Below are 13006 nucleotides of genomic sequence, written 5' to 3'. Positions count from 1 at the left end.
TCTGTTTGATTACTTATGCCGCTAGGATTAGAGAAAGATTAATTAATTAATGCAGGAGCAAGTTGATGCGCCTCACCAGAAACCTCCGGGCAGTACTGCTCCTACTGCTTGGCGGATTTATTCCCTTACTGATATTTGGGGACTTAGCAGAGGATGTTTGGAAACAAGGTGGATTTCCCTTCGATGTTCCCATCTTATTAGCTATTCACGGCACTGCCCAACCGAAACTAGATGTTTTTGTCTCATACTTGACAAAGCTCGGAGTGTTTTGGGGGGTATTCCCAGCAGCAGCAATGATTTCGCTGTTGTTGGTGATTCGACAAAGGTGGCGTGCTTTAGAGTTCTTACTCACAGCCTCGGTGGGCAGTATAATCATTAATCAGACAGTGAAGCGGTTGCTGCACCGGGCACGTCCTCATCTGTGGGTAACACCTACTCCAGAATTTGATTATGGCTTTCCGAGTGGTCATGCGATGGCTAGTATGACTTTGGTGGCAGTTTTGATTATTTTGAGTTGGAACAGCCGTTGGCGTTGGTTTGTTGTGATTATAGGAACCCTGTTTGTCTTAATAATTGGTTGGACACGTTTGTATCTAGGAGTCCATTATCCAAGTGATGTATTAGCCGGATGGATGGTGGCATTGGGCTGGACAGTTGGAGTCAGTTTCCTAATCAGCTCACATCCAGTTCGCCGGAGATATCAATAGTAAACAAAGTTTGTTCGATCGGGGAGGGGCAAATCATGCAACAGCGAATAGTCCGTCACAGATATCGCTCTACTCAATTGCTTGGAAGTGTTGTCTGTGCTTTAAGTTCTCTTGAAAAGCCAAAGCCGATTCTGTTTTGTCCCTATACCCTATACTCGAACTTGCAACTCCAGTTTTGGCTTTTCAAGATAGTCTAACTATTTAACCTGGAACGAATTGTCGCTTTATAGTTGGTATTGCCTAGCCCAAGAGAACCATTACTTAAGTGGTTCTCAGTAATCAATTGGTTAAGAGTGCGAATTCGGTCTGGAGTGGCAGGATGAGTACTTAAAAATGCTGGCACTGAACTAGAGTTAACAAGTTTCTGCATAAAAGCTGGCATTGCACTGGCATCGTAACCGGCTTTTGCAAAAGTGAACAGTCCCTTATGGTCTGCCTCAAACTCATGCTGGCGGCTTCCAGGTAAGTTCAGTGCTAATTGAACTCCCAAATTAACGGCAGTGTTTTTGTTCAGCCCCACAGCACTAGCAATTCCTGATTCGATGGCTTGCTGCTTCATCTGTTTGATCACATGCCGCGCCGCAATATGTCCCATTTCATGACCAAGGACGCTAGCAAGTTGAGCTTCATTGTCAGCTGCGGCTAGTAAAGCAGTGGTAACATAAACATAGCCACCTGTAGTCGCAAAAGCATTAATTTGTTTGTCCTTGACCACTTGAAAATGGTAAGGAATATTTGGACGCTGACTGTAAGAAACTAGGCGCTGTCCGACTCTGTTCACATATTGAGTAATTACCGAATCATTAATGGGATGGAACTGAGTTTGTAGAATCTGCTGATTCATCTGACGACCCAAGTCAATTTCTTGTCGATCAGAAAGATTGGACAGCTGAATAACTTGGATGCCACCAGAGAACAGGTCAAAGAATGAAGCATTAGCAGGCCATGCAGAAGATGTAGCCCATATCCCAAAAGCTACAATCATCGAAATTATAGGAAATATCCATTGAGAACGGTTGAACCAACGAGTGAAGCAGAATTTTTTGTGGTCGTTTTTCATCGCATTTAGCATCTAAGTTAAGGAATTTGAGCAAAGTTCATTCCTTTCATTTCAATCTGGGAGTGCTGCGAAACTCTAGGTTTGACAAATTGATACCTCTTTATTAAAACTATCCTTAACTAAGATGGACGTGAGCACGATCATTAAGGTTGCCGTTTAATTGACCTTTTGTTTAGTATGACTTTAAGAGAGTAGCAGATTCAGGCAAAGGGTGACTATAGTATGAATTGCGCGATTACCTGTTTCAAGCGAATTAAATCCTCAATTAAATTGTGGATGAAGAAGGTAGGAATATCTCAATTTTGTCAAGCAGTAGATTCTTGAAGAACCGACCTCAGTGAAAAAAGAATTTGTTTGCCGCCCTGTTGGGTTTATTCAGGAGATAGTGATCCGGCTGTTGCTGTGACTAGACTTTGCTATAGTGCGCCAGCAGTTGGTCAATGTAATCGCTATATTGCTCTGCCAAGCTTGGATCATGTAACACAACGATATTTACAAGTTTTTGCTAACTGTGCGATCGCTCCTTTGATCAAACCGCGATTGCCTCTTCCACATTAAAAAAGCAATATAGGAGTCCTATTTGATTGCGTGAAAAAAACTCACTAAACCTTTTTTAGTACATAGTTACGAATTAATCCAGTCAGAACTCAAATACCAACTTATGACCCATTGTTGGGAAAACGGAAAAAAGTGAAGCTGCTGTTTCCAGGCGCAAGTCTCCTCTTCAACGCAGGTATGGGATGCGCGATCGCACCGAGTGCCCACCAAGGGCTATCGCCTGACTATTCATTCACTACTCATTCATGAAAAGCTATAATCTCCATCTGGTAAGGATTTCCGCTTTGATTCGTGCCAGTCAGCGTTGATAGCCTGCTATGACGAACTTGATATAAATCTTTCTGAAGAGGGACGGACTTACTTAAACCTCACGAGAAGATGGAAAAAGTGAGTTTGCTTGTCATAACCGATAAAACCTGTAGTCTGGAGTTAATAATATGACCGATGTGACAAATATAGCGACTAAGCTTGCTGATCTAAAGCTTTTTCAGAATGTTCTGTTGGAAACTGAGCAAAAGTTAATAGCACAGACGGAGGACAATACGATTTGCGAGCGGCTCGAAGGAATGATAAAGAGCGATCGCGAAAATCTCGGCATCATCGAAGCAGCTATTTCTAGATACGGCAACGCAGCAGAACCTCGCGACATTACTCAAAAACATGCCCAGAAGGTAAGCCAAATGATGAGCGGTTCCGAGCTAACACTGTATGACAAGTACTTACAGCTTGAGTTGCTAAAGCATCAACAGACAATGACTGGGCTGGTTCTACACAAGGTTGCCCAGTCCTTGAGTGATGAGCTTCAAGATGTGATGGAACCGCTCAACCGAGTTAATTTTGAAAATCGCGCTCACCAAGAGATTCTTAAAGGCGTTCTTTACTTCGTCGGAACGCGAGAGATAGCCGGTAAAGAACCTGACATGGGTCTGTGGGCTAGCATTGAACAGGGAATTGCAGCCCTTAAGGGTGCTGTAGGCAGCGCGGTAAGCTAGCAATGAGTGGCAGAGGGCGCGTCATTCATGGGAGCGTAATAGATTCATCTGATTTATGCTACATTGAAGCATACTTTTCAAGAGTGAATCATCTCTAACTCAAAACAATTATCCCAATTAAGGGGATCTCAAATTTGCCGACTGAAACCTTTATAATTACGTTTCATAGTGAGCATCATTGTAACAGTAGTTACAGTGATGCTTACTGATCAAGATACAACTTAAATCCCAACAAATAACCGAATGTTGGTAAAACGATAAAAATCTGGCATACTGACGGTAACGCTACCCCTTGTTCCGTCGAGTTTCGTCATTTATCTGCCCTGGATATCTTAGCCGATCCCCAATCACCGAAAGTTGGTAAATTTTTGCGTAAGTCCTAAGAGAATTTGTCACTGTACGTGCGTTACGCTTCTCTAACACACCCTACGTGTATTTCAAAAATCAAATATGAGTCCTATATCTAGATGAAAGTGATGGATAAAGGATGCTTTCCCCGATCGCTCCCTAAAACAAGAACGCGATCGCTAATTCAACTTATGCCTAACCGCGATCGGCTTTTGACCGACTTCCCAAAATACGATCATCCCCTTGACAAAAAGAGCGATGCCTCCCCACAGCAGGAAAGCGATCGCTCTCTCAAGTGGATCAATATTCATTTTGAAGTGCTTTTCTCGCTAATTCCATATCTTTTGCCCCATACCCCATTCCCAATGCCCAATTCCCGACTCAATTCAACGGCTCCATAATGGCTCTTAAACCGTTTTTAGAGAGTGTTTTGAGCATTTCTTTAGCGTTATACTCACTGCTAAATACTCCTGCTTGCATAACTCTTTGACCTTGCCAAACTGTGGAAAACGCACCCGGAGCAAGGGATCGCACTAAATCTTTATCCCTATCAGTGAAGAGTGGAACTACCACGCGATAACGTATACCGAACTGTGTCGCAGAGTTCCCGCCATCGGGCATAGTTGCAGAACTTGTTCGCATATTGCGAGTATTATCAATGGGGATATTTTGATCACGAACTGGCAAAAGTGCTTCAGCATTTGGGGGAGCAGCTTCTAGTATTGGTAATGGTTGCTGTGTTTGCTCCCTGATACTTGGAACTGGTGGCTGTGCAACTGAATTGGATGGATACTCAGGAGCCGTAAACTCAATTGTATTGGGATTGATCCGCACATAATTCAACTGTGGCGGATTAGGTGGCTCTGCTGGACTGGAAGTTGCAACTCTTGAAGTGTCAGTTGGTAGTTGTCTAGCTGATAAGGTGCTAGGAGTAGGAAAACCGGCAACTTTAGAGGTGGCTTGCTGTTGATTGGATATGGGTAGGGAAAGTGGTATATTAGCTGGGAATAATGGCAGCAGCTGACTGTTTAATTGTCCAGAAACACGATTATTTGCTGAAATGCTGTTGCTGGTTTGCCTGTTGGTAGTTTTAGAAACTTCGGGAGCCGAGAAGGTGATTTCCCCAGTTGGTGGTATTTTTCGTAACACATTGTTGGGGATAGGGGCGGGTTGAGAAGTTGGGGCTGCTAGTGCTGTTGTACCGTTGATATCTACCTTACCAGTGATGCGATCGCTCATAAGGTTATTACCAGCAGCAGAAATCACCTGTTTAGCAGCGCTGGCGTTAATGTCGTAGCGGGCGTTATTTTGAAATTGATTACCCCCAGGTTCGGATGCACTACCCAAATCTGGCATTGCTTGAGCGATCGCAACTAAACCATCTTCTTTATTATCTTGAATAGAATTATTCCGCAAAATCGGGCGAGCATTTGCTTGCACCACAATTCCGGTTCTATTGTTCTGAATTTGATTGCCGATGATTACAGGAGCGGCATTTTGAGCAATATTGATCCCAAAACCCGTTTGATGAAAGACATTTTCCTTCACTTGGGGAGTGGAATTACCGGCGATTGTGATGCCATTGGCTCCATTGCGATCGAAGTAATTCTTGCTAATGGTGGGTGCAGCGTTACCACTGACAGAAATCCCATCTTGGGTACTGCCAGTAAATGTATTTTCCGCGACTACCAGATTGCTAGATTCAATCCATAAACCGTAACCACGGGGGTTGGAGTTCGTCACCGTCACCCCAGTGAGCAAGGCTTGATTTGCTCCAACAATTGTGACATTTTGACCGGCAAAGCTCCGGCTTAGGTAATCACCACCTCCCTGAATGATAATATCCTTACCTTGATTGCTAGGGTTGCCTTGAATTGAAATACCCGGTTTCAGCATTAAGGGGAATATCTCGCCCGTCTTTGCGCTATAAGTACCCGTGGAGAGGATGATTACAGTATTGGCGTTAGCTAATCGCAACGCTTGAGTAATTGTTTTCACAGGAGCGGATTCGCTGCCATTGCCTGCTTTGTCATCACCGACACTTGGGTTGACAAACAGCACATTAACCTGAGAATTTCTTTTCTCACCCAGAGGTGTTGAATTTGGTGTCAATGGAATCTGAGCGATGCCTTCTCTACGAGAGGCTTCTCTTTCAGAGACGCTAACGCGAACGCCAACGGCGAGCTGCGCTAACGCGCTATCCAGGCTAGTACCCAGGAACGCCATACTTGCCGCTCCCATACCTACGGTAAGTGATAATACTGAAAAACGAAAAAATAAAAGCCTTGCTGATTCCAGAAACTTCAGTTTTGCAAGCTGAACATCTACTCTACGGTACTTACGAAACACACGAGGGGGAATCATATTTAACACAACTCCTTATAAATAAGAATATATTCTTATACTCTTAGAAAGTATTATGTCGATAATATTACTCACATATTGACAGATTGGCGATACTTAATACAGAGTAACCTGAGTTCTATGTAAAAAAAGCCTGAAAAGAAAATTAGACACAGTAAATTTTATAGCAATATTAGGCTCGCGTAAGATGATGTCAATAATCTTCTATAAATGACACCGAACTCAGGTTTGTTAATTTCATTTTTACAACTCATTTAGTATTGCTATAGTTCAATGGATTCAACTGGAACGCTATCAATAATTTCTCGTATCCCCTACCGCTAGCACAACTGGTATGCCATTTATTTGGAGTGCTGTTTGTTTAAAAGAGGGTTGAGTCAACTTAGAAAATGCTGTTTTGGGATTAGATAAAAATTCGTAAGTGTGTTTGAGATCGCTGGCACTTTTAAATACTTTTGATAATGGCTCACCATATTTTACAGACAAACACTCTGCAATCGATACTGCTCGTTGAGTTAACCGTTTGTCTTAAAAATCACACTCTAGATACGGATTATTCTCTAATATCTTCATTTACACCTATGACGACAAACATCATCAAACCTCTTACACCATTTTTCAAAGCATGGGGGCATGGCGGCGAGAGTTGTCTCTTTCATCGGAGGTCACTTGGAGGTAAAAGCTAGTCTGAGAAAGCATTATAGCCTTTTTTAACTCCCCTCTTTTGTCTAAATCCCGTTAGATGAGATTACACTTGTATCAAGTTAGGTTAATCACTTATAATTCCTGCTATAACCCTGCCAAAGCTACGCTTTTACTCCCCTAAGAGCTTGTTATTAGGGGCTGGGGTGTTTTTTTGATCGTTCCTATGCTCCGCATGGGAATGCATTCATGTGGGCTGCTGACTCAATGTGTGACTGGAGGCAGAGCCTCTAATCAGCCATTCCCACGCAGAGCATGGGAACGAGAGAAAGCGAGTCCAATTGTGAGCTACCTAGTTTTCCCTGTTAAGAGTTAAGAGTTCCCTTTGATGATGGCAAATAGCCGAACTTGATATTACACGTAAACCAAGCAGATAAGGTAATAAAAATGCTGAAAAACAAGAATCTACTGGTAGCAGCTATTATCTGCTTGTGTTTGAGCAATGCTAGTACTGCCTTTGGTAAAGATGTTGGCGTTTTTTTATCAAAAATTGATGACTCCGCACAGTCCGCAGTTCCTCAGAAGAAAAACGCAGTTGCTCATTTTGAGCAAGGAACCAATCTCTACAAACAAGGAGATTTAAAAGGAGCAGAGGCGGCTTTTAGGAAAGCAATTGAACTGCAACCGAACTTTGCACAAGCTTATATTGCTTTGGCAAATACTCTCGACGATCAAGGCAAACCACAAGAAGCGATCGCTCTTTACAAAAAAGCCATTAGCCTCGATCCTAAAGACTCTGGAGCATACTTTAATTTGGGTTTGACTTTCGCAAGACTGAATCAGTTAGAAGCGGCGATCGCTCAATATAAGCAAGCTCTCAGCCTTGAACCTAACTATGCAGACGCTCACTATAACTTCGGAAATGCTCTGTACGCTCAAGGTAAGCTAACAGAAGCAGTCACCGAATATACAACAGCGATTCGCCTCAAACCCAATTATGCACAGACTTACGCGCGTTTGGGAAATGCTCTGTACGATCAAGGTAAGGTAGCAGAAGCTGTTACCCAGTACAAAAAATCCATTAGCTTTGATCCCAACTATGCAGACGCTCACTATTACTTAGGGAATGCCTTATACGCTCAACGAAAGCCAGCAGAAGCAGTCGCTGAATATACAATAGCCATTCGCCTCGAACCAAAAAATCCAGCAGGTTATAATGCTTTGGGAAATGCTTTTTACGCTCAAGGCAAACTAGAAGAAGCGATCGCCCAGTACAAAAAAGCCATTAGCTTCGTTCCCAACGATGCAGATGCTCACTATAATTTAGCAAGCGCTTTTTACGCTCAAGGCAAGCTAGCAGAAGCAATCGCCGACTATAACGAAGCGATTCGCCTTGATCCCAAACATGCACAAGCTTACGCAGGTTTGGGAAATGCGATGGACGATCAAGGTAAACCACAAGAAGCGATTGCACATTACAAAAAAGCGATTAGCCTTGTACCAAATGATGCATTCACTTACTATAATTTGGGAATCACTTTGGGAAGACAACAACAGCCACAAGAAGCGATCGTTAATCTCAAAAAAGCCAGAGAGTTATTCCAAGCTGCCCAAAATAAGGAGATGGTTGAGCAAGTTGATCAGTTAATCCTAAAAATTAATCCGCAAACGAATTGAATAAAGGGCATGGGGCATGGGGCATTGGGCATGGGGCATTGGGCATTGGGCATTGGGGGAAGCAGAACTATTGATAAATGACAAATGGTCATGATTCAAGAAAGGGGCAAAGTCTACCTCGTGGGTGCTGGGCCTGGAGATGTGGCATACCTGACGGTAAAAGCTCACAATCTCTTAGCTGCTGCTCAGGTGTTAGTCTACGATGCCCTGGTAGATGCTCAATTATTGCAGTGCGTACCACCTGATTGCTTGAAGTTGGATGTTGGGAAACGCGGTGGTAAACCCAGTACAACGCAAGCACAGATTAACAAGTTACTGGTAAAGCATTGCCATCAAGGAAAACAAGTTATACGGCTCAAATCAGGCGATCCGTTAATTTTTGGGCGTTGCAGTTCCGAAATTGAAGCGTTGAAAGCATCTGGTTGTGATTTTGAACTAGTACCAGGAATTTCCTCAGCCCTTGCAGCACCTTTGTTAGCAGGAATTCCCCTCACAGATCCGGTGTTGAGTCGCACTTTTGCAGTGCTTACAGCTCATGAACCAGAGGTTTTAGACTGGGAGGCACTGTCACGCTTAGAGACACTGGTAATTTTGATGGGAGGGCGACATCTGTCAGAGATTGTACATCAACTGGTGGGGCACGGGCGATCGCACTTAACACCCATTGCCATCATCCGTTGGGCAGGAACTCCTGCTCAACAAATTTGGACAGCGCAACTGGGTAATATTCTGGAACAAACCACCGAATTATCCCTTTCTCCATCGGTAATTGTGATTGGCGAAGTTGTTGGGCTACGCAAGTACTTACAACCTGAGAATATATATTTAGACGAAATTATCACGCATTCCCAGGCGGAACCTACGAACGAGAGTATTCCCACACCCCAACCTATGTTAAGTAACTTCCCCTCATCTCCTCTTCCCCTAACTGGCAAAACAATCCTGGTGACACGTTCAGTCGGACAATCGAGCCAATTTAGCGATCGCCTGATCGCATCAGGTGCAACAGTCATCGAAATGCCTACTTTAGAAATCGGACCGCCCTCCAATTGGGAAGCTTTAGATAATGCGATCGCTCATTTATCTGACTTCGACTGGTTAATTCTCACTTCTACCAATGGTATAGACTACTTTTTTGAAAGGCTAATCGCCCAAGGTAAAGATACCCGTGCCTTAGCAGGTGTCAAAATTGCCGTTGTTGGCGAGAAAACAGCCCATAGTCTCAAACAACACTCTCTGCAACCAGATTTTATTCCCCCTAACTTTGTTGCCGATTCTTTAGTGGAAAATTTTCCAGATCAACTGGATGGTAAAAAGGTTTTATTTCCCAGAGTTGAAAGCGGCGGAAGAGAAGTTTTGGTTAAGGAATTAACTGCCAAGGGAGCAAAGGTGATAGAAGTTGCCGCATATCAATCTTGTTGTCCTAGTGGTATTCCACCTGTCGCAGAGTTAGCTCTCCAAAATCGCAAGGTAGATGTAATTACCTTTGCCAGTTCTAAAACTGTGCAATTTTTCTGTCAACTTACTAACAAGATATTTTCCAACAACTCTGATGCTAGCCAATTCTTAGAAGGAGTTTGTATTGCCTCTATCGGTCCCCAAACCTCGAAAACTTGTCATGCTTTATTCGGGCGTGTGGATGTAGAAGCCCAAGAATATACTTTAGATGGTTTAACCCAAGCACTGATAACATGGGCAAGCAATTCTTAGATAAGGGACAAAGGGGCAGAAGGATGGAGGAGAATAATTAATAACCAATGACAAATGACAAATGACTAAACGCATAATCGGCTTAACCGGAGGTATTGCCACAGGCAAAACCACTGTCACCAATTATTTAGCTAGTGCTTATAATCTGCCGATTTTGGATGCAGATATTTATGCTAGAGAGGCAGTATCTTTAGGTTCGCCTATTCTGGGTGCGATCGCTCAACGTTACGGCGAACAAATTTTACTACCAAATGGTAGCCTCAATCGCCAAAAGCTAGGCGAAATTATCTTTAATCGTCAAGATGAACGCAACTGGATAGAGAATTTGATTCATCCTGATGTGCGCGATCGCTTCCTGAAAGCAATTGCCCAATCTAACTCACAAATACTGGTGTTAGTAGTGCCTCTATTATTTGAAGCCGGAATGACTGATTTGGTTACAGAAATCTGGGTAGTGCGTTGTTCCCAAGAGCAACAACTACAAAGATTGATACAACGAAACCATTTAAATAGAGAACAAGCACAAGCTAGGATCAACAGCCAAAACCAATTATCTATTGAAGAAAAAGTGGCTCATGCAGATGTCATTTTAGATAACTCCTCCACCCTAGAAGTATTGCTAGAGCAGGTAGATGTAGCTCTAAAACCAGAAGTAGGGAATAGCTCCTATTTATCTTAAAAAATATACCTAGACGACATTCTTAAGACATAAAAGATTTATATAATAATATTATCTAATTAAGCGAAAAATCCTCCTATCTAACCAAATATTGTTCAATAATTCGGTGATTTTACAGTTGAAGCTGCGGCTAATAGTACTGTAAATTTAAGTGAATAGTAAAGTTGTTAAGCTGAAAAAAATCTAATTTTCTTGAGCAATAATTCTCTTTTAATAAAATTTAGTATAAAACAAACATTAATATCTCAGAATTATGTCTTAACAAAACTGACTTTTCAATTATTAGTTCGATTTTGAAATTTTTGTTAAGTGCCTTCTCTTAAGTCAGAATAGGTATGAATTTAAGTTTTAGTTTTTTAAATAAAGTAGCTCTGGTTAGCTCTCCACCAACCGAATTAAAAAAGAAGCATAAAATACACGATTACAGCCAAAAAGTTTTGGGAAATGACTATGTATTTGAGCGTCTCAATGAAGGAACGATCGGGTACATGACTGGGATCGGGAAAGGCATCAAACCCGGCGATCGCATTATTTTACGAGAAGGCAGTGAATCTTATCAATATCAAGTTGAAGAAATTGATTACTACTCCGATCCATCTGATATGTGGATGGCTTTACTTAAGCAAGTACTTGTTGAGTAAATATTAAAATCAACCAGTTATATCATGTCCGCATAATTAGTTATGATTCACACAGTCATTGCACCCCACCCCGCCGGCGGGGAGGGGATTAAGGGGTTTCAGGTAAATGAAGTACACAGGTAGGGGCACAGCAGTGCTGTGCCCTTAAGATAACCTGTACCTCACCAAGTTGCAATCTGCTGTATCTATTTTAAGTTGATCAAAAAATGAGCTATTAAAGTATTCCTTTCGTAGGATAGCAAGTAAAGATGCAAGAGATTTGGGTTATCTTTATCAAGGTGCATCACTGAACCATCAACTGCTAAGTGGTGATGATCTATCCAACGCTCCTGTGAATCTAGTAAAAAACTAAAGTAGGGGCTGACATCTGGATGATTTTTCGTTAATTCATCGTAGCTTTGATAAAAAGGAGGTATCCCAATTCCCATCGGCATATATAAGCCTTTAGGATACTCTTCTACAGGCAACTGAGGAAGCGTTTTCAGATTAATCCCACTAATGAATAATCTATTTTGTTCACTAGTCTTAATATCTGTGAATACTAACTCAATTTCCTGTAAATTGGTTTCAACACCAATCGGTTTAATGTTCCTTAAAATGGCTTTGTCAAATTTGCCTATTCTCCAGTATTGATTTCCCCAAGGCTTATTTTGAGCGTAAAATCCTGGTGCTCGAAAACTTGCAAATTTAACTTCATTGTTAGCGTCGTAAAAATCTCTCCATTTTGTGATATTGGTCGCTAGCGTAGTTCTAACTTTTCGACTTTGCTCTGCCGATACAATTATCTTTTCATCAAGGGGAAACTGAGCAGCAACTTCTTTTTCATCAATTACGTTTCTCAGAAGACTAGTCTTTACTATTGTGCCACTTGGATCTTGCCAGTGTTCTAATCTCCACCAATGCTGCCAATAAGAAATATTATTAATATTTTCAAAAATATTTTTGTAATGTCCCATCGGGAAGGTAAACCAACTTTGATAATAAAGGGATTTATTACCATCCTCTTTAGTGAAAAGTAAAACCTCCCAATATCCTGCATTTAAGCAATTATTAGCCAAAGCGACCTCTACAAGGTTTTGCTTTTCAAAACCGTCTCCTCCAACAATTTCTATATTTTTTGAATTAGCAGGAAAACTAACCTGTTGTCTGTTCCACTCGCGGTCTGTCAAAGCGATTATTTCTAAACCTTGATCTTTTTTAACCCATTCGGGTGCTTTAGGAACTAATAGCTCTAAATCAACATTTTTTATAACTATTTGTGCTGTTTTTTTGTCTGTTGGCTCAAGCACAAAATCGAAATGTGTATTATCTCTCTTAATAATTGTTAGTTTCCTATTAGAATATCTTTGAAAATTTTTGCCTAAAGGCGCGGGATTTGCTGGATAATCGACATTAGATAATTCTTGTAGTTTTACACTCATCTGATTATCAAATTTATATCTGGATTTAAACCAGAAACCACTCAGTCCCAGTAAACCAAGGCATAGGATGAGGGTACTAAATAAAATTTGTTTCTTTGTGACTCTGAAATTAGGGTTGCCAAATCGGGAAATGCCTGCACTTATTTCCTTCACAGAGGTATTTTTCATGGAAAAGTTTCTTTTTATGAGAATGCTGACCAACAGCAT

The 13006-nt window shown here is 41.7% G+C and carries 11 protein-coding genes and 1 pseudogene; 8 read left to right on the top strand and 4 right to left on the bottom strand.

What is annotated here, in order from left to right:
* The first annotated feature begins 65 nt into the window (after positions 1-65).
* A complete protein-coding gene (locus V7K36_RS11885) occupies positions 66-707 on the top strand; it encodes a phosphatase PAP2 family protein (protein ID WP_335115916.1) in 642 nt (213 codons plus the stop codon).
* Between the two features lie 193 nt (positions 708-900).
* Here V7K36_RS11885 and V7K36_RS11880 read toward each other — a convergent pair whose 3' ends face one another.
* The gene (locus V7K36_RS11880; protein ID WP_334829821.1) at positions 901-1767 is read right to left on the bottom strand and encodes a M48 family metallopeptidase; all 867 of its coding nucleotides are present in this window, start codon (positions 1765-1767) and stop codon (positions 901-903) included.
* 354 nt (positions 1768-2121) lie between these two features.
* Between V7K36_RS11880 and V7K36_RS11875 the strand changes: the two genes are divergently transcribed.
* The 3 genes from V7K36_RS11875 (at position 2122) to V7K36_RS11865 (ending at position 4066) form a co-directional block, all read left to right on the top strand.
* Positions 2122-2325 carry a hypothetical protein gene (locus tag V7K36_RS11875; protein WP_335115914.1) on the top strand — a complete coding sequence of 68 codons (204 nt, stop codon included), beginning with the start codon at positions 2122-2124 and terminating at the stop codon, positions 2323-2325.
* Between the two features lie 446 nt (positions 2326-2771).
* Positions 2772-3317, top strand: coding sequence for a hemerythrin HHE cation-binding protein (locus tag V7K36_RS11870; protein ID WP_335115912.1), 546 nt, complete (start codon positions 2772-2774; stop codon positions 3315-3317).
* 476 nt (positions 3318-3793) lie between these two features.
* Complete coding sequence (locus V7K36_RS11865) at positions 3794-4066, top strand: hypothetical protein (protein WP_335115910.1); 273 nt, start codon at positions 3794-3796, stop codon at positions 4064-4066.
* Here V7K36_RS11865 and V7K36_RS11860 read toward each other — a convergent pair.
* Together V7K36_RS11860 and V7K36_RS11855 are read right to left on the bottom strand one after the other, a co-directional pair.
* Complete coding sequence (locus V7K36_RS11860; protein WP_335115908.1) at positions 4047-6029, bottom strand: DUF1565 domain-containing protein; 1983 nt, start codon at positions 6027-6029, stop codon at positions 4047-4049. The two genes, V7K36_RS11865 and V7K36_RS11860, sit on opposite strands and share 20 nt — an antisense overlap.
* A 294-nt stretch (positions 6030-6323) precedes the next feature.
* A pseudogene (locus V7K36_RS11855) lies at positions 6324-6545 on the bottom strand (IS4/Tn5 family transposase DNA-binding protein); the annotation flags it as partial.
* Between the two features lie 573 nt (positions 6546-7118).
* On the opposite strand from V7K36_RS11855, the gene V7K36_RS11850 reads away from it, so the two are divergent.
* The 4 genes from V7K36_RS11850 to V7K36_RS11835 all read left to right on the top strand — a co-directional run bounded on the left by V7K36_RS11850 (position 7119) and on the right by V7K36_RS11835 (position 11378).
* Positions 7119-8348 (top strand): tetratricopeptide repeat protein, encoded by a 1230-nt coding sequence (locus V7K36_RS11850; protein WP_335115906.1) that lies wholly within the window; start codon positions 7119-7121, stop codon positions 8346-8348.
* Between the two features lie 90 nt (positions 8349-8438).
* Positions 8439-10058, top strand: coding sequence for a uroporphyrinogen-III C-methyltransferase (cobA, locus tag V7K36_RS11845; protein WP_335116064.1), 1620 nt, complete (start codon positions 8439-8441; stop codon positions 10056-10058).
* A 61-nt stretch (positions 10059-10119) separates the two neighbouring features.
* A complete protein-coding gene (gene coaE / locus V7K36_RS11840) occupies positions 10120-10737 on the top strand; it encodes a dephospho-CoA kinase (RefSeq protein ID WP_335115904.1) in 618 nt (205 codons plus the stop codon).
* Positions 10738-11072: 335 nt separating this feature from the next.
* The gene (locus tag V7K36_RS11835) at positions 11073-11378 is read left to right on the top strand and encodes a hypothetical protein (protein WP_335115902.1); all 306 of its coding nucleotides are present in this window, start codon (positions 11073-11075) and stop codon (positions 11376-11378) included.
* A 185-nt stretch (positions 11379-11563) separates the two neighbouring features.
* Here the strand turns inward: V7K36_RS11835 and V7K36_RS11830 are convergent, their stop codons facing one another.
* On the bottom strand, positions 11564-12967 hold the full coding sequence (locus tag V7K36_RS11830) for a hypothetical protein (protein WP_335115900.1): 1404 nt from the start codon (positions 12965-12967) through the stop codon (positions 11564-11566).
* Positions 12968-13006 lie beyond the last annotated feature (39 nt).

This window comes from Nostoc sp., assembly GCF_036919555.1.
Taxonomy (GTDB): Bacteria; Cyanobacteriota; Cyanobacteriia; order Cyanobacteriales; family Nostocaceae; genus Nostoc.
This window is presented reverse-complemented; position numbering and strand designations above follow the sequence as displayed.